18 protein-coding genes and 2 pseudogenes are annotated in these 19047 nt (G+C 72.5%); 8 read left to right on the forward strand and 12 right to left on the reverse strand.

Features of this window, described 5'->3' with window-relative positions; genetic code table 11:
- A pseudogene (locus IQ279_RS28945) lies at window positions 1–130 on the reverse strand (transposase); the annotation flags it as partial.
- A 65-nt stretch (window positions 131–195) separates the two neighbouring features.
- On the opposite strand from IQ279_RS28945, the gene IQ279_RS20065 reads away from it, so the two are divergent.
- From IQ279_RS20065 to IQ279_RS20075, 3 genes are read left to right on the forward strand one after another with little or no spacing between them, the layout of a single operon-like run.
- On the forward strand, window positions 196–564 hold the full coding sequence (locus IQ279_RS20065; protein ID WP_206350198.1) for a cytochrome P450 family protein: 369 nt from the start codon (window positions 196–198) through the stop codon (window positions 562–564).
- 5 nt (window positions 565–569) lie between these two features.
- Window positions 570–1070 (forward strand): cytochrome P450, encoded by a 501-nt coding sequence (locus IQ279_RS20070; protein WP_241028432.1) that lies wholly within the window; start codon window positions 570–572, stop codon window positions 1068–1070.
- A 17-nt stretch (window positions 1071–1087) separates the two neighbouring features.
- Window positions 1088–1348: a ferredoxin gene (locus tag IQ279_RS20075; protein ID WP_206350201.1), complete on the forward strand. Its 261-nt coding sequence runs from the start codon at window positions 1088–1090 to the stop codon at window positions 1346–1348.
- A 196-nt stretch (window positions 1349–1544) separates the two neighbouring features.
- On the opposite strand, the gene IQ279_RS20080 is transcribed toward IQ279_RS20075, so the two are convergent.
- The 3 genes from IQ279_RS20080 to IQ279_RS20090 all read right to left on the reverse strand — a co-directional run bounded on the left by IQ279_RS20080 (window position 1545) and on the right by IQ279_RS20090 (window position 4211).
- Complete coding sequence (locus IQ279_RS20080; protein ID WP_206350203.1) at window positions 1545–2417, reverse strand: NAD(P)-dependent oxidoreductase; 873 nt, start codon at window positions 2415–2417, stop codon at window positions 1545–1547.
- Window positions 2418–2820: 403 nt separating this feature from the next.
- Window positions 2821–3792 carry a Gfo/Idh/MocA family protein gene (locus IQ279_RS20085; protein WP_206350205.1) on the reverse strand — a complete coding sequence of 324 codons (972 nt, stop codon included), beginning with the start codon at window positions 3790–3792 and terminating at the stop codon, window positions 2821–2823.
- Window positions 3792–4211, reverse strand: a complete 420-nt coding sequence (locus tag IQ279_RS20090; RefSeq protein WP_372445189.1) for an NDP-hexose 2,3-dehydratase family protein — start codon at window positions 4209–4211, stop codon at window positions 3792–3794. The genes IQ279_RS20085 and IQ279_RS20090 overlap by 1 nt, the downstream gene beginning before the upstream one ends.
- A gap of 38 nt (window positions 4212–4249) precedes the next feature.
- Here IQ279_RS20090 and IQ279_RS28175 point away from each other — a divergent pair.
- A pseudogene (locus IQ279_RS28175) lies at window positions 4250–4654 on the forward strand (IS5/IS1182 family transposase); the annotation flags it as partial.
- 3 nt (window positions 4655–4657) lie between these two features.
- Here IQ279_RS28175 and IQ279_RS28660 read toward each other — a convergent pair.
- The 4 genes from IQ279_RS28660 to IQ279_RS20110 all read right to left on the reverse strand — a co-directional run bounded on the left by IQ279_RS28660 (window position 4658) and on the right by IQ279_RS20110 (window position 10677).
- A complete protein-coding gene (locus IQ279_RS28660; protein WP_307792448.1) occupies window positions 4658–4780 on the reverse strand; it encodes a DUF6233 domain-containing protein in 123 nt (40 codons plus the stop codon).
- 497 nt (window positions 4781–5277) lie between these two features.
- The gene (locus IQ279_RS20100) at window positions 5278–6684 is read right to left on the reverse strand and encodes an ATP-binding protein (protein ID WP_241028443.1); all 1407 of its coding nucleotides are present in this window, start codon (window positions 6682–6684) and stop codon (window positions 5278–5280) included.
- Between the two features lie 471 nt (window positions 6685–7155).
- Window positions 7156–8535, reverse strand: coding sequence for a class I SAM-dependent RNA methyltransferase (locus IQ279_RS20105; protein ID WP_206350213.1), 1380 nt, complete (start codon window positions 8533–8535; stop codon window positions 7156–7158).
- 66 nt (window positions 8536–8601) lie between these two features.
- Window positions 8602–10677 carry an APC family permease gene (locus IQ279_RS20110; RefSeq protein WP_206350215.1) on the reverse strand — a complete coding sequence of 692 codons (2076 nt, stop codon included), beginning with the start codon at window positions 10675–10677 and terminating at the stop codon, window positions 8602–8604.
- A gap of 140 nt (window positions 10678–10817) precedes the next feature.
- Between IQ279_RS20110 and IQ279_RS20115 the strand changes: the two genes are divergently transcribed.
- Window positions 10818–12530: an SDR family oxidoreductase gene (locus tag IQ279_RS20115; RefSeq protein ID WP_241028433.1), complete on the forward strand. Its 1713-nt coding sequence runs from the start codon at window positions 10818–10820 to the stop codon at window positions 12528–12530.
- On the opposite strand, the gene IQ279_RS20120 is transcribed toward IQ279_RS20115, so the two are convergent.
- Window positions 12427–12981 (reverse strand): MarR family winged helix-turn-helix transcriptional regulator, encoded by a 555-nt coding sequence (locus tag IQ279_RS20120; protein WP_372445190.1) that lies wholly within the window; start codon window positions 12979–12981, stop codon window positions 12427–12429. The genes IQ279_RS20115 and IQ279_RS20120 overlap by 104 nt on opposite strands.
- 96 nt (window positions 12982–13077) lie before the next feature.
- Here IQ279_RS20120 and IQ279_RS20125 point away from each other — a divergent pair, with 96 nt between their 5' ends.
- From IQ279_RS20125 to IQ279_RS20135, 3 genes are all read left to right on the forward strand, one after another.
- Complete coding sequence (locus IQ279_RS20125) at window positions 13078–15225, forward strand: MMPL family transporter (RefSeq protein WP_206350217.1); 2148 nt, start codon at window positions 13078–13080, stop codon at window positions 15223–15225.
- 108 nt (window positions 15226–15333) lie between these two features.
- The gene (locus IQ279_RS20130; RefSeq protein WP_206350219.1) at window positions 15334–16002 is read left to right on the forward strand and encodes a potassium channel family protein; all 669 of its coding nucleotides are present in this window, start codon (window positions 15334–15336) and stop codon (window positions 16000–16002) included.
- Window positions 15999–16682, forward strand: coding sequence for a potassium channel family protein (locus IQ279_RS20135; protein WP_206350220.1), 684 nt, complete (start codon window positions 15999–16001; stop codon window positions 16680–16682). The genes IQ279_RS20130 and IQ279_RS20135 overlap by 4 nt, the downstream gene beginning before the upstream one ends.
- A gap of 283 nt (window positions 16683–16965) precedes the next feature.
- Here the strand turns inward: IQ279_RS20135 and IQ279_RS20140 are convergent, their stop codons facing one another.
- The 3 genes from IQ279_RS20140 to IQ279_RS20150 all read right to left on the reverse strand — a co-directional run bounded on the left by IQ279_RS20140 (window position 16966) and on the right by IQ279_RS20150 (window position 19028).
- Window positions 16966–17739: a DUF3159 domain-containing protein gene (locus IQ279_RS20140; protein ID WP_372445191.1), complete on the reverse strand. Its 774-nt coding sequence runs from the start codon at window positions 17737–17739 to the stop codon at window positions 16966–16968.
- A gap of 3 nt (window positions 17740–17742) precedes the next feature.
- The gene (locus IQ279_RS20145; RefSeq protein WP_206350222.1) at window positions 17743–18150 is read right to left on the reverse strand and encodes an OB-fold nucleic acid binding domain-containing protein; all 408 of its coding nucleotides are present in this window, start codon (window positions 18148–18150) and stop codon (window positions 17743–17745) included.
- Window positions 18151–18317: 167 nt separating this feature from the next.
- On the reverse strand, window positions 18318–19028 hold the full coding sequence (locus IQ279_RS20150) for an ABC transporter ATP-binding protein (protein WP_206350228.1): 711 nt from the start codon (window positions 19026–19028) through the stop codon (window positions 18318–18320).
- Window positions 19029–19047 lie beyond the last annotated feature (19 nt).

The following is a 19047-nucleotide window of genomic DNA, read 5'->3' on the forward strand; positions in this document are numbered from 1 at the left end:
CTCCGGTCAGCTGCAGGCCCTCGGCCTGAGCGCGGCCCACCAGCTCGTCGATCAGCCGGTCGTCCACGGCCTTGGCCGGCGGCTCACCCGACTCGACGGTCTCGGCCTCGGTCACGTTCTCACTGGTCATCGATGCATCTTCCTTGATCAAGAGTTACACCGAACGTTTTACAGTCCCCGTTCACGCCGCGTCAGGTGGCGGCGTGGAAGGAGCCGGTGGACCGGATCGTCGCCGAGTGCCTGGCCCGTCTGGAGAAGTCGGACCGGCCCGACGTGATGGACTACGCGGGCCGCATCCCGGCCGATGTGACGGGAGAGATCCTCGGGTTCCCGCTGAAGCGTTTCGGTGAGATGCTCGACGCGATCGAGCGGGCGTTCCACGCCGACCCCGGGAACCCCGACCAGGAGGCCGAGGTGGCCGCCGCGTTCGAGGAACTCGTGGACTACGGCCGCGAACTCATCGTCGATAAACGCCGCGGTCCGGGGGACGACCTCACCTCGCACCTCGTCCGGGCCGAGACGGGGAGGACCGGCTGCCGGAGGACGAGCTGGTCTCGCTGGTGACTGCCATGATCGTGGCAGGAATCGACACCACCCGGAACCTGATCGGCTCGGCGGTGCTGTCGCTGCCGGACCACCCCGGCCAGATGCGGCTGCTGCGCGAGCACCCCGAGCACACGCCGACCGCGGTCGAGGAGTTCCTGCGCTACGACGGCGCCTTCTGCGTCGGCCTGTTCCGGCTGGCGAAGGAGGACCTGGAGATAGGTGGCGTGCGCATACCCGCCGGCACCCCCGTCGTGGCCGGCCTGCAATCCGCCAACAACGACCCGGAGAAGTACGCGGATCCGCGGCGGCTGGACATCACCCGCAACGGGCAGCGGCACCTGGCGCTGGGCCACGGGCTGCACAACTGCATGGGGGCGGCCCTGGCCCGCCTGGAGACGGGGGTCGCCGTCCCCGCCCTGCTGGAGAGGTTCCCGAACCTTCGTCTGGCAGTGCCCCGTGAAGAGATCCACTTCGAGGAGAACTGGCTGCTGCGCAGCTTGCCGTCCCTGCCGGTCGGGCTGTGAGCGAGGAGGGAGACCCCATGGCCGACAAGGCCGACACCGGCCGGGCGGCACCCGGCGGGCGGATGCTGCTGTCGATCGACGCGGCGGCGTGCACGGGCGCCGGGACGTGCGAGGCGATGCACCCGGAGCTGTTCCGGGTGGAGCCTGCGGGCCACGCGGTGGTGAGCCGCACCGAGCTGACCGACCCCGCGGACATCGAGGCCGCGACCGACGTCCTGGACGTCTGCCCGACGGAGGCGGTCCGCCTGACCCCTGCGGATCCGGCCGCGCGGGCCTGACACCGCAGCGGCCTCGTCTGCCCCGCTCGACGAGGAGGCGCCGCACGCGCCGCGTGTCCCGCACGCGGCTGGGTGCGGCGCCTCTTCCTCGCGCCTCTTCCTCCGACCTGCTCGTACCGAGGCCCTCCGGCGCCGTCGTCCGTGACCGGAGGGCCCAAGGGGGTGTCCGCCGGACGCACGGCGAACGCTCAGGGCGTCATGCGGGCTTGCGCAGCAGCTCGACGATGCTGGAGAAGCTGTCGGCCGCGTGGCCGGCGTCCATCGCGCGGCGGAACAGGTCCACCGCCGCGGCCTGGAACGAGGTGTCCACGCCCGCGTCGCCGATGGTGTGCATGACGTGCTCCACACTCGCCAGGCCCATCGCCAGGCGGTCGACGTCGCCCTCGTGGTTGCCGGCGTCGATACGCTCGGCGTAGAAGCCGAGGAAGTGCGGCATGGCGAGCATGGTGTCGTTGGCGTGGGACAGGATGTCCGCCGCCTTCAGGCCGTTGGCTTCGGCGAGGGCGATCGCCTGCCAGTAGCTGAGCATCGACGGCCAGAACATCGCCATGCCGATCTGGTACATCAGGGCCGCGAGCCCCGGCTCCTCGCCGCGGAAGTCGGCGCCGGTGAGGATCTCCAGACTGGTGCGGTGCTTGTCGAAGGCGGCGCGGGGACCGCTGTAGAAGGTCTTCGACTCGGGCTTGCCGATACCGGCGGGCGGGACCGTCACACCCCCGGTGAGGTGTGTGCCGCCGCGCTCGGTGATCCAGCGGGAACCGGCGCGCGTCTTCTCCGGGGTGTCGGAGCTGAGGTTGACGAAGACGTGGCCCGACACCACGTCGGCCGCCGGCTCCAGGACCGCGTACATGGCCTCGTAGTCGGTCAGGCTCAGGACCACCAGCTCGTTGGCCTTGACGGCGTCCTCCACGCTCTTGGCGAGGACGGCGCCCCGGGCCACCAGGTCATCGGCCCGGGAGGCGGTGCGGTTCCAGAGGGTGACCTCGTATCCGTTGTCGAGGTAGGTGTTGACCATCGCCTGCCCCATGGGGCCGAGCCCGATGACGGTGACGGACTGGTTGCTGCTCATTGCGGAAAGGCCTCCGTTGGTCTGCTGTGTCACTGAAGGAACGAGCGATCTACTGAGCGTCCGGCAAAAGTAGCATAGTTCTAGGACGATCGCTCTATTTAGTCGGAGGTGGAGATCGGCACCACGGACCGGGCCTGGCACAGACGCTCCCGGTCAGTCGCGGTCAACGACCCTGCGCGCAGACGAGGATGTGGCCGACGGGGGTGAGCGGACCGGTGTGCTCCCCGGACCGCGCCGCCGACGTGCTCCGGGCATGGCTGCGCGGACGGCCGCCGCATCCTCCTGGGCACAGGTCTGCGCCGTCGCCGCGCCAATACCCCTGCTCCCCCTGTGGTCAGGTCAACTTCCCCTGACGGGGCACCGGTTGATATTCCGTGAACCTTTCAGCCCGCGGTGGAACCGGTCATGGCCTTGCCTCGGCAGCAGCCCGTGTGCCGATCGCCTCCAGCAGAGCCGCCTGCCGGAGCACGGCCACATCAGGTGCCACCCCGCCGCGCACGGCGGCCACGAACGCCGCGACGGCCTGGGCGACCTGGTCCTCGGCGGCCAGCCGTACCTCCGTGATATCGCCGCCCCGCTCCAGGCGGAGCGACGGGACGTGGTCCGCGGGTGGCGTGAAGGCAGGCTCGATGGTCAGGCGCCCCCGGCTGCCCGCGTACGTGTACACGCTGCGGTAGGTGTCGTCGAGGCCGAAGGCGAGCTGGGCGCTCACTCCCGAGGGGGTGTGGAGCAAGGCCGCGCCCCCGGTGTCGACGTCCCGCCCTTTGTCCCGTACGGCGACGGCACCGGCGACCCTCAGATCGTCGCCGAGCGCGAACAGGGCGGCCCGGACCGGGTAGACACCAACGTCCCACAGCGCTCCGCCCCCGAGGTCCGCGCGGTAGCGGATGTCGGTGTCCGGGCGCCGGGGGACCGTGAAGGCCACCTGGAAGAAGCGTAGTTCCCCGATCGTGCCCGCTTCGACGAGCTCGCGTGCCCTGGCGTGCTGGGAGTGGTGCGGGAACAGGACGTTCTCGACCAGGGCCAGCCCTCTCCTACGGGCGAGGTCGAGGAGTTCGGCGGTCTCGGCACAAGTGGTGGCCAGGGGTTTCTCCGCGAGGACGTGCTTGCCCGCAAGCAGGGCCTCGCGAACCCAGTGGGCGTGAAGTCCCGCGGGCAACGGGATGTACACCGCGTCGACGTCATCGTCCTCCAGCGCGGCCGTGTAGCCGTGGAGGGCGCGGCAGCCGTAGGCATCGGCCAGCGACCGGGCTCGGGCGTGGTCACGGCTGGCCACCGCCGAGAGGGCGATGCCGTCGCAGGCCGCGAACGCCGGCAGCATGCGCCGGCGGGCGAATTCCGCGCAGCCGAGGACCGCCAGCCGCAAGGGCGGCATCACAGGCGCACCGCGCCGGTGTTGAGGAGCGAGAGCAGGGTGCGTGCCTGGACGTTCACGTAGTGACTGTGCCCCACCAGCCACCGCAGCTGTCCCGGGGTCACCCAGGCGTACCCGGGCGGAGCCTCCAGGGGGGCCTCACTCTCGCCGGCGTCCACGAAGAGGTAGCGGCTCTCGGCGTTGAGGAAACGGCCGCCCTCCTCCGAGTGGAGTTTGTCGTACCGCACACGTTCCGGGTCGGCCGACAGCACGAAGTCGAGGAAGGGGGGCCGGTCGTCGCCGATGCGCTCCGCATGGTTGGCGGCGGTGTACTGGACGGTGGGTGCCAGCTCGATCCGGTCGAGGAATCCGCCTTCGAGCTTGGCATGCACCAGCAGGTGGGGCACGCCCCCGACACGTCGGGTCAGGAAAGCGGTCACACCCGTGTCGCCCCGAACCACACCGCCGTCCACGCCGCTACGCCGCGTGGTGCGAGGAGGAGTCTTCGCCCGGCTCGACTACGACCTGGCCGGCCCGCGTGAAGGAGGGGCGCAAGCCCGAACCGACCGCCTCTGTGATCGACACCCAGAGTGCGAAAACCTCCACCATCCCATCCCTGACCAGCCGGGGAACCGATGCCGCCAAGAGGACCGCCGACCGCGAGCACGGCGTCCTCACCGACACGATCGGCCTCGTCCTCACCATTACCGTCACCGCCGTCGGCCCGTGGGAGAACGCCTTGGGAATACGTCTCCCCGACCAGGCGGAGGAAATACGATCGACCATCTCCGAGAGCTGGGGTGACACCGGTTCCGAGGACGCCGTCGTCAAGCACGGCACCGGCCTCGACACCGATGTCGAGGCCGCCGTCCGAAACTCTCAGGTCTCACATCGCCAGGGCCCGCAGCGCGACGTCCCGAGTCACGCCGCGGCACCGCTTGCCCGCCATGCGGCAGCCGCCACCATGGACGTACACCGCGCATCGGTGCGCTGCGAGCTGTGCGGACATGACCCGCCGTAGGCCCAGCCCACCATCTTCCGCACCGACACCGGGCAGGCCGGCAGACGCACTCTCCGTACGAGCTGAGGTGAGCCGCCCATCGCCGCGGAGAAAAGGCCGATCTCCAGCGCACAGCCCCGCCGCGCCGGCGCTCGTCGTAGAGCTGCTGGAGCAGGCCGGGGATCTCGGAGGAGTGCTGGAGGAGGTACGGCAACTCGTCGATCACCGGCAGCGGCGTAAGCGCTGTGCCGAAGGTCATAAGTGCGACGAATCGTCGCTTGCTGAAATGGCGTTCCGTCTCCGGTCCGGTTGAGGGACTTCGGGTTGCAGCGTGCCCGCGAGGGATACAGCGTCATGCCGGTATTCGAAACGAGCGACGAAACGCCCCGTGAACAGGCCGAAGGTGAACTCCTACTCCCCGGCCGCCTCGCAGCAGCGGTGAGCGTTCGCGATCTCCGAACGTGCCGGTCGGAGGGGCTGGAGCGAGTCTCCATGAAGTCGCTGGGCTACCCGATCCCGTAAAGACCCGGCAGGTCGACCAGCAGGAGATCATCGCGGCGAGCCGCTGCGTCGACCAGATCGGGATGGAAACCGTGGAGGGAGAACAGGGCCAGCGTGGCGTCCGTCGTGTCGTAGCCCTGGTCGGTGAGCAGGCTGCGGATGTGCTCCAGGCGTTGCAGATCGCCGGTGCCGCGGCGGGCGGCGGTGGCTTTGGCCTCGCCGATCAGGGCGATCCGGGCGCGGGGAGCCTGCGGACGCTCGCCCAGGGCGAGGGCGATGACGTCGACCTCGTGCTTGGTGCGGGCCGCCGGATCGGCGACCTCGGTGGTACCGACCGGACCGGGCAGACCGCCGGGGAGCAGGGTGTGGGCGTAGCGGCGGGTGAAGGTGCGGGCGAGGTCCTCGAAGTGCGGGCCGAGGATCTTGGAGTTGAAGGTGGGAGCGGCTGCCTGCCACGCCTGTTCGGCGAAGCCCTGCTCGACGGTGGCCGCCTGCGGCAGTGTGATCAGCTGGTTGAAGCGGATCACCGGGTCGGCCAGGGTGATCACCGGGTGGCGGGGGCGGAGGATGTCCTGCTCGCGCTGGACGTAACCGGTGGACTCGAGGACATCGAGCGGGTGGGTGACGGCGTTGCGCTGCCGTTCCAGGGCCGCGCCGATTCTGGTGGGTGTGGTGGCGCCCTGTGCGATGGCGGTGAGGATGTCGTAGTACAGGGTGTGATGGGTGATGCGCGGGTCCTCGCGCAGCAGGTACTCCGTCTCCGTGCGTGAGTACACGGCTCGCCCGGGGTCCAGAAGCGTCCGGGAGAGCCAGGCGGTGAAGCCGTCGTTCGGGTGCGGACGGGCGGCCACCGGCCGGTAGCCGGGCGCCCCGCCGAGGACGGCGTGCACCTGTAGGGCGGTCAGCGGGTCGTCGATCTGCCAGAGCTTCCTTGCCGCCCGGTAGTCGAAGGCGCCCAGCCGCAGGTCGACCACCGCGCGGCCGCGCAACGGCTTCGTCCCCGACAGCAGTTCGTGCATCACGCTCATCGCCGACCCGCAGAGGATCACCCGTGGTCCGGGACCGGCTCCGGTGCCGCGCTGGCGCTCGTCGTAGAGCTGCTGGAGCAGGCCGGGGATCTCGGAGGAGTGCTGGAGGAGGTACGGCAACTCGTCGATCACCAGCAGCGGCGTTCTCGAGCGCACGGTGACGTCCAGGGCGTTGGCCAGGACTTCGCGCCAGTCGGTCAGCCGCAGCGTGCCCGGGCGCAGCCCGGCGTGGACCGCGATCGCGTCGCTGAACCGCTGTATCGCCGGCAGTCGCCCCTCCTCACGCACCGCCGTGACGTACAGGCCACCGATCCGCTCCGACAGAGCCTGCAGGAGGTACGACTTCCCATGCCGCCTGCGTCCCGACACGATCCCCAGACGCATCGCCGGGTCCGGGTCCGTGACGAACTCGGTGAGCAGGTCCCATTCACGATCGCGGTCGACCACGTCCGCAGGTTTGGTCAGCACGCTGCCGCTCACCGGAACCTCCACCCTCCTGCCCCACTACGACGGAATGCGTCTAAGTCTACTTAGACGCATTCCGCACGACCCTGCTCGGTCGAGACCGGCTGGGAGCACCGCCGGAACGGCGGTCGCGGAGCCGTCCCGGCGACTCCGCGGCAGGGCCGCGTCGCGCACATCACGGCACGCAGCTTCCACCGGCCCCGCCGCGGGGAGCCGGGCGCCACACGGGCGCCGGGACTCCGGGCGAGGCCCTCGCACCGCAGTGGGCACGAGGGGCGCTTCGCTACGGAACCGCAGGTCGGATCACTCTCGTGAGTGGAGCGGCCGTCCCGCCCGGTGGGTGGCCGGGAACAGGTCGAATGGAGTTCCCGGGGCGAATGAACTCGCAGGTCAGGAGCGCTTCGGCGCGGGCTTGAGGATGGCGACGCACTCCACGTGGTGGGTCATCGGGAACAGGTCGAAGGCCCGCAGGAAGTGCGGGACGTAGCCCTCCTCCCGGAAGTACGCCAGGTCGCGGGCGAGGGCGGCCGGGTCGCAGGCGACGTAGGCGATCCGGCGCGGGCCGAGGGAGGCCACCTGCCGCACCGTCCTGCGCCCGGCGCCGGAGCGGGGCGGGTCGAGGACGACGATGTCGGCCTCGGTGATGCCGGTGCGCGGCAGGACCTGCTCGACGCTGCCGCGCTCGACGCGGACGCGGTCGAGGTCGGCGAGGTTGTGGCGGGCGTCCTCCACCGCCCGCTTGGAGGACTCGATGCCGAGCACCGCGCCCTTGTCCCCGACACGCTCGGCCAGGGCGCCCGCGAACAGCCCGGCGCCGCAGTACAGGTCGAGGGCCATCTCGCCCTTGCGCGGCGTCAGACCGGTCATCACGGCCTCGACCAGCAGTTCGGCGGCCTTGGGGTGGACCTGCCAGAAGCCGCCCGCGCTGATCCTCCAGGTGCGGCCGACGGCGCGCTCGCGGACGAAGGGGCGGCCGTGCACCCGGTGCACGGCCCGCTCGCCGCCGCGCTCCGCGCCGCGCCCGCGGGGCTCCTCGCCCCGCAGCACCGACACCGGCCGGTCCAGCTCCACCAGGGGCAGGCGCCCACCGGGGCGGGGGGTGAGTACGACCTGGCGGTCGCCGGAGCCGGTGGCGGCGGTCGCGTCGACGGTGGCGATCTGCGGCCACCGGTGCTTCTCGACGCCCAGTTCGCTCACCCCCGGCGCGGCGATCAGGCAGCGGTCGACCGGCTGCACCTCGTGGGAGCGGTGGCGCAGCAGCCCGGCGCGGCCCTCGTCGTCCACGCTGTAGTGGACGCGGGTGCGCCAGGCCGGGACCTCGCCCTTGGGCACCTTGTCACCGGGGGCGGGCTCGACGGTGCCGTCCCAGCCGGCGTCCTCGGCCGTCAGCCCCGCCAGCCTCGCCAGCTGCTCGGCGACGACGGAGGCCTTCAGCCGCCGCTGGGCTCCGGGGGCGGCGTGCTGCCAGTCGCAGCCACCGCACAGGCCGGGGCCGGCGAAGGGGCAGGGGGCCTCGACGCGGTCCTTGGAGGGCTCCAGGATCCCGACGGCGTCGGCGCGCAGGAAGCGGGAGTCCTCCCGGCCCTCGGTCACCTTCGCGACGACCCGCTCGCCGGGCAGGGCGTGGCGCACGAACAGCACCCGCCCCTCCTCGGTGCGGGCGATGCAGTGGCCGCCGTGCGCGACCGGACCGATCTCGACCTCGTACTCCCGGCCCACAAGCGACGGTGCGGTTCCGGGGGACGCGGCGGGGGGTGTTGCGGGGGGCATGGGGAGCGGCTCCAACGGACGGCGGGCGCATGGACGGCAGTCCTCCAGCCTACCGGTCCGTCCGGGTCACTCCTGCCGCCCGTCCCCCTCCCTCCGGCCCGCGGGCCGGTCGGGACCGACGGGTCCGGCGGGGCCGCGGCGCACCGCGCCGGGCGCGCTCCACTCCGAGCGCCTGCGCGCCCTCAGCCGGGCACGCTCGGAGGACTCCAGCTGGTAGGGCACGGAGGTGACCATCACTCCGGGGGTGAACAGCAGGCGGCCCTTGAGCCGCAGGGCGCTCTGGTTGTGCAGCAGCTGCTCGTACCAGTGGCCGACGACGTACTCGGGGATGTAGACGCTGACCACGGCGCGCGGGCTGCTGCGGCGCAGGCCCTTGACGTACTCCACGACCGGCCGGGTGACCTCGCGGTAGGGGGAGTCCAGGGTTTTCAGCGGGATGTCGATGCCGCGCCGGCTCCACTCCTCGAACAGGGCGCGGGTCTCCTCGGGGTCGACGTTGACGCTGAGGGCCTCCAGGGTGTCGGAGCGCATCATCTTGGCGTACGCCAGCGCCCGCAGGGTGGGCCGGTGGACCTTGGAGACCAGGACGATGGAGTGCACCCGCGAGGGCCTGGCCATCTCCTCCCGCCCGGCCTCGGCCGGCAGCGCCAGTTCCTCGGCGACCCGGTCGTAGTGGCGGCGGATGGCGGTCATCATCGCGTAGAAGAGCGCCATGCCGATGAGCGCGACCCAGGCTCCGTGGCTGAACTTGGTGACCAGCACCACCACCAGGACCAGGCCGGTGAAGAAGGCGCCGAAGGCGTTGATGGCGCGGGAGCGCTTCATCCGGCGGCGGGCGGCGGAGCCGGTCTCCTGGGCGAGGTGGCGGTTCCAGTGCCGGACCATGCCGGTCTGGCTGAAGGTGAAGGAGACGAAGACGCCGACGATGTAGAGCTGGATCAGCCGGGTGGAGTCGGCGTCGTAGGCGTAGACGAGCACGCCCGCGAAGACGGCCAGCAGCACGATGCCGTTGGAGAAGGCCAGCCGGTCGCCGCGGGTGTGCAGCTGGCGGGGCAGGTAGCGGTCCTGGGCGAGGATCGAGCCGAGGACGGGGAAGCCGTTGTAGGCGGTGTTGGCGGCCAGGAAGAGGATGAGCGCGGTGGCCGCCGCGACCAGGAGGAAGGGGAGCGAGCCGTTGCCGAAGACGGCCGCGGAGACCTGGGCGATGACCGGGTCCTGGTGGTAGTCGGGGCCTGCGGGGCGACCGTCGATGAGGATGTCGGTGGCGGGCGTCTCGGACATCTTCACGCCGGTGGCCAGGGCCAGGGCGATGATGCCGCCGAACATGGTGGCGGCCAGTCCGCCCATCAGCGCCAGGGTGGTCGCGGCGTTGCGGCTCTTGGGGCGGCGGAAGGCGGGGACGCCGTTGCTGATGGCGCCGACGCCGGTGAGGGCGGCGCAGCCGGACGAGAAGGCCCGCAGGAGCAGGAAGAGCAGTGCGAAGCCGGTCAGCTCCGCGGTCTCGGCGCTGACCTCGTACCCGGCGCTGGGCGCCGACATCTCGTCGCCCAGGACCAGGCCCCGGAAGGCCCCCCAGGCGATGGTGCCGAGCACACAGGCGACGAAGAGGTAGGTGGGGGCGGCGAATATCGTGCCGGACTCGCGTACGCCGCGCAGGTTCAGCACGGCCAGCAGCGCGATGACCGCCACGGCCGTGCCGGTCTTGTTCTCGGAGACGAACGGGATGGCCGAGGCGAGGTTCTCCACCCCGGCCGCGACCGACACGGCCACCGTCAGGACGTAGTCCACCAGCAGGGCGCCGGCGACGGTGAGCCCGGCACGGGGGCCGAGGTTGGCGGTGGCGACCTCGTAGTCGCCGCCTCCGGAGGGGTAGGCGCGGACGTTCTGCCGGTACGACGCGACCACCACGAACAGGAGCACGACGACGGCGAGGGTGATCCACGGCCCGAAGCGGTAGGCGGAGAACCCCGCGATGGAGAGCACCATCAGGACCTCGCCCGGGGCGTACGCGACCGACGACAGGGGGTCGGAGGCGAAGACCGGGAGGGCGATGCGCTTGGGCAGGAGCGTCTGGGTGAGCCGGTCGCTGCGCAGCGCACTGCCGATCAGGATCCGTTTGGACACGTCGGTCAGCTTGGACACGCAGAGGATCGTAAGCCTCACCTGGCCGGCCCACCCAACCGCCGCCGGGCCGGAGTGCGGCAGGTCACGGCGGGAAGGCGGGTCCCGGGCGCTCCTCCCCGCGAGTTGCGGGAGGTGGAGGCGGGGCCAAGCATGGCCGTATGGCGGAGAGGACGGGCCGACACATGGACGGCGGCGACGGCGGCAGGGACCGCACCGGCGGTACCGGCGGGGACGGGAGCACGGGCGGGCAGGGGGGAGGACCTGCGGGCCGGCCGCCGCGCTGCCTGGTCACCGGGGCCACCGGCTACATCGGCGGCCGGCTGGTGCCCGAGCTGCTGGCGGCGGGCCACACCGTGCGCTGCCTGGCCCGCACCCCGGCCAAGCTGCGCGACCATCCCTGGGCGGGGCGGGCGGAGGTGGTGCGCGGCGACGTCACCGACGCCGCGTCGGTGCGCGCGGCGATGGAGGGCATGGACGTCGCCTACTACCTGGTGCACTCCATGGGCGGCGGCTCCCGTTTCGAGAGCACCGACCGCGAGGCCGCGCGGATCTTCGGCGAGCAGGCGCGGGCGGCCGGGGTGGGCCGGATCGTCTACCTGGGCGGGCTGACCCCGGCCGGTGTGCCCGAGGAGGAGCTCTCCCCGCATCTGCGCTCCCGCGCCGAGGTGGGGCGGCTGCTGCTGGACTCGGGCGTGCCGACGGCCGTGCTGCGGGCGGCGGTGATCATCGGTTCGGGTTCGGCGTCGTTCGAGATGCTGCGCTATCTGACCGAGCGGCTGCCGCTGATGGTCGCCCCGAGCTGGGTGCGCACCCGGCTCCAGCCGATCGCGGTGCGCGACGCGCTGCGCTACCTGGTCGGCTGCGCGTCGCTGCCGCCCGAGGTGAACCGGACCTTCGACATCGGGGGCCCGGAGATCCTCACCTACCACGACATGATGCAGCGCTACGCCGCGGTGGCCAGGCTGCCCAGGCGGGTCATCGTCCCGGTGCCGGTGCTCTCCCCCACCCTGTCCAGCCACTGGATCGGCCTGATCACCCCCGTCCCGCGCGCACTGGCCCGGCCGCTGGCGGAGTCGCTGCGGCACGAGGTGGTCTGCGCCGAGCACGACATCGCCCGCCACATCCCCGACCCGCCCGGCGGTCTAAAGGGTCTGGACCAGGCGCTGCGGCTGGCGCTGAAGCGGATCAAGAACGCGGAGGTGGCCACACGCTGGTCCTCGGCGTCCGTTCCCGGCGCGCCCAGCGATCCGCTGCCCACCGACCCGAACTGGGCGGGCGGCAGCCTCTACACCGACGAGCGCGAGCGCACCGTGGCCGCCTCGCCGCAGGCGCTGTGGCGGGTGATCGAGGGCATCGGCGGTGAGAACGGCTGGTACTCCGCGCCGCTGGCCTGGGCGGTGCGCGGCTGGCTGGACCGGCTGGTGGGCGGGATCGGACTGCAGCGGGGACGGCGGGACGCCGAGCGGCTGCGGGCAGGCGACTCGCTGGACTTCTGGCGGGTGGAGGAGATAGAGCCGGGGCGGCTGCTGCGGCTGCGGGCGGAGATGCGCCTGCCGGGGCTGGCCTGGCTGGAGCTGAGGGTGGACCGGGGCCCGGACGGGGGAACCGTCTACCGGCAGCGGGCGCTGTTCCACCCGCACGGTCTGCTGGGGCAGGCGTACTGGTGGGGTGTTTCGCCGTTCCACGCGGTGGTGTTCGGCGGAATGGCGCGCAACATCGCCTCGGCGGCCGAGGCGGGGGCCGCGGGCGTCGGGCGGCGGCGGTCGGTCACCTCCGGGGCGGGCTCCGGTCCGGGTGGTGGCGCAGCGCGGCCAGCTCCTCGTTCATGGCTGCCAGGAAGCGCACGACGGCGCGGAGTTCCGCGTCGCTGAAGCGCTGCCGCACGGTGTCGGTGGCACGCGCGAGGGGACGGAAGTACTCGCGGGCCACCTCCCGGCCCCGGGGGGCGTAGTGGAGGTGGACGATTCTGCGGTCGGCCGAGTCCCGGGTGCGCCGGATGTGGCCCGCGCGCTCCAGGCGGTCCAGGCAGGCGGTGACCGCGCCGGAGGTGAGCTGGAGGCGTTCGCGCAGCAGCCCGGGGGTGACGGGCCCGTCCCGCTCGCCGTCCAGGATCTCCACCAGGGCCTGGACGTCGGTGGGGTGCAGGCCGTGGGAGTGGGCGAAGTCGTGCGCCATGCGGCTGAACTCGCCGTTCATGCGGCGCAGCAGCACGGCGAACGCCTGGAGGCCGGTCGGACCGCCGTCGGGGCCGGCGAGGGGCTCTGGGAGGGCGTCGGCGGGTTCGCCGGCCGGTTTACCGGTGGGGTCGTCTGAGTCGTGCACTCCCCCACGATATACAGTCTTGATCGTCAAGTTTCTCAATGAAAAAGATTTAAGCCCGCGCAGGCGGTGCTCACATCCTTCGGTTCAGGGGAGTCGATGAAACCCACACCGCGTTTCCTCAGGTGGCTGGTACCCGCCGCGCTGATCGTCGTCTGGCTGGCGGTCGGCGGCGCCTTCGGCCCGTACGCCGGGAAGATCAGCGAGGTCTCCACCAACGACCAGGCCTCCTTTCTGCCCGAGAGCGCCGAGTCGACCAAGGTGATCGAGGCCCAGGAAGGCTTCCAGACCTCCGAGACCGTGCCCGCCATCATCGTCTGGGAGGCCGACGAGGGCGGCATCGGCGCCGATCAGCGGCAGCAGGCCGAGCAGACACTGGCCGAACTGGCCCAGGCCCCCGGCGTCGCCGGCCGCCCCTCGCCCGTGCAGCCCTCCCAGGACGGCGAGGCCCTGCAGGCCGTTCTCCCGCTCTCCTCCGAACTCGAGGAGGAGATGGGCGACGTCGTCGACGCCGTCCTGGAGACCGCCGGTCGGGTGGAGGGCACCGAGGCGTACGTCGCGGGCCCGGCCGCCACCCAGGCCGACCTGTCCGAGGCGTTCGCCGGGATCGACGGGCTGCTGCTGGGCGTGGCGCTCAGCGTGGTGCTGCTGATCCTGCTGCTGGTCTACCGCAGCGTGCTGCTGCCACTGGCGATCATCCTCGGCTCGGTCTTCGCCCTCGCGCTGGCCACCGCGATTGTCTACTTCCTGGCCGAGCGGGACGTCGTACGGGTGGACGGTCAGGTGCAGGGCATCCTGTTCATCCTGGTCATCGGCGCCGCCACCGACTACGGGCTGCTGCTGTCGGCCCGCTTCCGCGAGGAGCTCGCCCACAGCGGCGACCGCGTGGGCGCGGCGCGGACCGCGCTGCGCCGCTCCCTGGGCGCCATCGTCGCCAGCGGCTCCACCGTCGCCCTGGGCCTGCTGGCCCTGCTGCTGAGCGATCTGCGCAACAACCGCGCCCTGGGTCCGGTCGGCGCCATCGGCATCGCCTGCGCGATGCTCAGCGCCCTGACCTTCCTGCCCGCGGTACTGGCGGTGCTCGGCCGGGCCGCGTACTGGCCCGCCCGCCCCAAGCCGCCCGCGGACCCCTCCGATCCGTCGTCCGCCCGGGGCGTGTGGGGCCGGGTGGCCGCCCTGGTGGACCGCTCCCCGCGCCGGGTGTGGGCGGTGTCGCTGGCGGGCCTGGCCGTCGCCGCCGCGTTCTTCCCGGCCCTGTCGTCCACCGGCGTGCCGACCAAGGAGATCTTCGTCGGCGGGGCCCAGTCCGTCACCGCCCAGGAGAGGCTCAACGAGCACTTCCCCGGCGGCTCCGGCAACCCCGCCGTGATCATCGCGGACGCCGGCCGGGTGCAGGAGGTCACCGCCGCCGCGCAGGACACCGAGGGCGTCGCCTCGGCCGCTCCGGTCACCTCCTCGGGCCGCCCCGGCGGGGGCGAGCCGCTGGTCGTCGACGGCCGGGTGAGCGTACAGGCCACCCTGTCGGCCGGGGCCGACTCCGACGAGGCCCTGGAGACCGTCGAGCGGCTGCGGGAGTCGGTGCACGCGGTGGACGGCTCGAACGCCCTGGTCGGCGGCTACACCGCCCAGCAGCTCGACAGCCGCGACACCGCCCGCGAGGACCGCGCGCTGATCATCCCCGTCGTCCTGGTGATCATCCTGGTCATCCTGATCGGGCTGCTGCGGTCGGTGGTGATGCCCGTGCTGCTGGTGGCGACCGTGGCCCTGAACTTCCTGGCCACCCTGGGCATCGCCGCCCTGGTCTTCGAGGGCCTCCTCGGGTACAGCGGCACCGACCCGTCCATCCCGCTGTACGGGTTCGTGTTCCTGGTCGCCCTCGGGGTGGACTACAACATCTTCCTGATGACCAGGGTCCGCGAGGAGACCCTGCTGCACGGCAACCGGATGGGCGTGCTCAAGGGCCTGACCGCCACCGGCGGAGTGATCACCTCGGCCGGGGTGGTGCTGGCCGCCACCTTCGCGGCGCTGGTGGTGATCCCGCTGTCCTTCCTGGTCCAGATCGCCTTCATCGTCGCCTTCGGTGTGCTCATGGACACCGTCCTCGTGCGCTCCCTGCTCGTCCCGGCCCTCGCCAGGGACATCGGGCCGGCCGTGTGGTGGCCCAGCGCGCTGAGCCGCCGCGGTGAGGAGACGGGGACACGGCCCGGAGGGGACCGTGAGGGGCGCCCGGCGCCGGATGCCGGGTAGCGTTACGGCGCAGAAGAGATCGGCAGGCGCCCCGGTCGGGGCGGGAAGGACGACGCGCGATGCGGGCCCGGGTCGTCACGGCACAGGAAGGCACGGGGTAGCGGCCTCATGCACATCGTCATCATGGGATGCGGGCGCGTGGGCGCCGCGCTCGCCCGGACCCTGGAACAGCGGGGTCACACGGTTGCGATCATCGACCGGGACGAGGCGGCCTTCCGCCGCCTCGGCTCCTCCTTCGGCGGACGCCGGGTGGAGGGGATCGGCTTCGACCGCGACACCCTGCGCGAGGCGGGGATAGAGGAGGCCGGGGCGTTCGCCGCCGTCAGCAGCGGCGACAACTCCAACATCATCGCCGCCCGCGTGGCGCGCGAGATGTTCGGCGTGGAGAACGTGGCCGCCCGCATCTACGACCCCCGCCGCGCCGAGGTCTACCAGCGGCTGGGGATCCCGACCGTCGCCACGGTCCGCTGGACGGCCGACCAGATGCTGCGGCGGCTCCTGCCCTCCGGGGCGGAGCCGCTGTGGCTGGACCCGACCGGAGGCGTCCAGCTCGCCGAGGTGCACGCCTCCACCGCCTGGGTCGGGCACCGGGTGAGCCGCCTTCAGCAGGAGACGGGCACCCGGGTCGCCTTCATCACCAGGCTGGGCGAGGCGATGCTGCCCACCTCCGACACAGTGATCCAGGAGGGCGACCTGGTGCACGTGATGATGCGCTGCGACCGGGTCGGCGACGTGGAGGCCGCGTTCTCGCGCGGCCCCGAGGGAGAGGCACGATGAGGGTCGCGATCGCCGGGGCCGGCGCGGTGGGGCGTTCCATCGCCGGGGAACTGCTGGAGAACGGCCACGAGGTGCTGCTGATCGACAAGGCGCCCGGCGCCATCACGGTGGAGCAGGTGCCGCAGGCCGAGTGGCTGCTGGCCGACGCCTGCGAGATCACCTCGCTGGACGAGGCCGCGCTCCAGCGCTGCAACGTCGTGATCGCCGCGACCGGCGACGACAAGGTCAACCTCGTGGTCTCCCTGCTGGCCAAGACGGAGTACGCCGTACCGAGGGTCGTGGCGCGGGTGAACCACCCCAAGAACGAGTGGCTGTTCAACGAGTCCTGGGGCATCGACGTGGCCGTCTCGACCCCGCGGCTGATGTCCGCGCTGGTCGAGGAGGCCGTCAGCGTCGGCGATCTGGTGCGGCTGCTGCGCTTCAGCCAGGGCGACGCCAACCTGGTCGAGCTGACCCTGCCCCCGGAGTCGGCGCTGGCCGGCACGCGGGTGGGCGAGGTGCGGTGGCCCGAGGACACCGCGCTGGTGACGATAATCCGCGGCAGCAGGGTCCTCACCCCGGGCCCGGAAGACACCCTGGAGCCGGGTGACGAGCTGCTGTTCGTCGCCGCCCAGTCCCGCGAGGAGCAGCTGGAGGAGTTGCTGTCGGTGCGCCGCGAGCCGGAGGAGGACTCCCGGTAGCGGCGGGCTCCGGACGAGAGGGGAGGGCGGCGGCCCGGTCGGTGGACCGGGCCGCCGCCCTCTCCGTGCGCGTACGGCCGCCGCGGGGCCGCTGGTGCCGGGGCCTCCCCGGGCCCGCGGGGCCGGGGGACGCGATCGCAAGGCGGCCGGAAGCCGTATGCGGTTGTCCCACCCGGGCTTTCGGCCGGCGTGGCGAGGGCGCGTGCCGGAGGGGCGCCACCCGGCCGGAGGCGGGGCAGAGACCGTGAGCGGAGTGAACCTGGGCCGACACGGCGCCAAGCGCTCAGGAGTCCGTCCGCGCCTCGCCCGCCGCACGCTCGCGTTCCCGCTCCTTCTTCCTCTCCTCCTCCGCGGCCTCCTCCGCCTCCATCTCGGCGATCACGTCGATCGGCGGCGGGGCCTTGGCCAGGAAGACGTAGGTCAGGTAGACGCACAGCAGCAGCGGCGGGATACCGAGCGCCACCTTCACCCAGCCGAGCTGGGTGGCGTCGCCCCAGAAGTAGATCGGGAAGAGGATGGCCGACTTGGCCAGCAGGACGATGCCCCAGGCCCAGGTCGCCTTGGTGTAGGCCTCCAGGCGTCCGGGGTTGCGGGTGCGCCAGGAGAGGTTCTCGCGCATCAGCGGCCCGAGCAGCACCCCGATCAGCGGGAAGCGCAGCACCGCCGAGAGGCAGTACGCGACCGCCAGCCCCAGGGTGTAGAGCATGCCCGGCAGGTAGAAGTTCTTGGCGTCGCCCGACATCATCGCGAAGACCGCGCCGATCCCGACCCCGAAGACGCCGCTGAAGGCGTGCTTGAGGGTCTCGCGCTGCACCAGGCGGGCCAGCGCGAGCAGGACGCTCAGGCCCAGGGCGGCGACGGCCGCGAGGTGGATGTCCCGCCTGATCGTGTAGACCAGCACGAAGACCAACCCGGGCACGGTGGTGTCCACCATGCCCCGCACTCCGCCGAACGCCTCCATCAGCGCCTTGTCCGTGACCGTCGGACCGGGCGCGCCGGCCTCGGCCGCGGGCCCGGTCCCGTCCACGCCGGCGGCCGGCTTGTCGAGAGAGGTCACCCGTTACTCCTGTCCGCTGTCCTGTCCGATGGGTCGCAGCTCGTACTTGGGGTTGAACAGCACCGGACGGCCGCGGTTCATCGCGATCCGCCCGTGGGCGATCAGCCTGCGGCCCGGCTCTATGCCCGCGATGGACCGGCGGCCGAGCCACACGACGTCCAGCGGGGCGGACCCGTCGAACAGCTCCGCCTCCAGGGCGGGCACGCCCGCCCTGGGGCGCTGCGTCACCGTGCGCAGCGTACCGGTCACCTTGACGATCTGCCGGTCGCCGCAGTCGCGGATGCGTGTGCAGCCGCTCTCCTCGGTGTCCTGCCGGAGCTCGGCGGAGAGCAGATCCTCCTGGGAGGAGGCCAGACGCCCGAGGAGGCGCCGCAGCCGGCCGCCCCTCTCGAGTCGGGTAACGCCACTCATACGGCCAGCCTACCCGCGCCCGTCACCCCCCGTAATGCCCCTGAGGGCCCCGGAAGCGGATGTGACCGAAGGCTCCTTCCCCGCGTCCGCCGAGCCTCCCGGCGCCCCGGCGTCCCGCGGCGCGCGACGGGCTCACGGACCACAGCCCGCGGCTCGGAGCTCAGGGCTCAGGACCGGGCCGGCAGCGGGCGGAATTCCGGGCCGGCCTCGCGCAGCCGCCCGTCGCGCAGCTCCAGGACGCGGTCGCAGCGGGACAGCGGCCAGGGGTCGCGGGTGGCGACCAGCGCGGTGGCACCACGGGCACGGACGGCGGTGTACAGCAGCTCCAGCACCCCGGCGGCCTCACCGGGCCCGAGCAGCGCGGTGGGCTCGTCGGCGACCAGCAGCGCCGGCCGGACGGCCAGCGCGCGGGCGACGGCGACGCGCCGGCGCTGGGCTCCGTCGATCTCGTCGGGCCGCCGCCCGGCCAGCTCGGCGAGGCCTGCCTCGGCCAGCAGCCGGGAGACGCGCTCGTCGCGCTCGCGCGCGGGGGTGTTGCGCAGCCGCAGCGGAACGCCGATGTTCTCGGCGACGGTGAGGACCGGCAGCAGCCCCGGCGAGGGGAAGACGATACCGATGCGGTCGCGGCGCAGCCTCAGCCGCTCCTGCTCCCCCAAGCCGTCCAGCCGCACCCCGTCGACGGTGATCCGGCCGGAGACGGGTGTGCCGAGTCCGCCGACCAGGCCCAGGAGGGTCGTCCGGCCCGCTCCGGGGGCCCCGGTGACGGCGACGATTTCGCCGCGCCGGACGGTGAGCGACAGGCCGCGCAGCACGGGGAGCGCGGCGGGCCCGTGGCCGTGGGAGTGGTGCAGGTCCTCGACGACGACCACGGCGCCCATACGGCCTCCCCCTTCCGGA

This window comes from Streptomyces verrucosisporus (assembly GCF_017114865.1).
GTDB classification, from domain to species: domain Bacteria; phylum Actinomycetota; class Actinomycetes; order Streptomycetales; family Streptomycetaceae; genus Streptomyces; species Streptomyces fenghuangensis.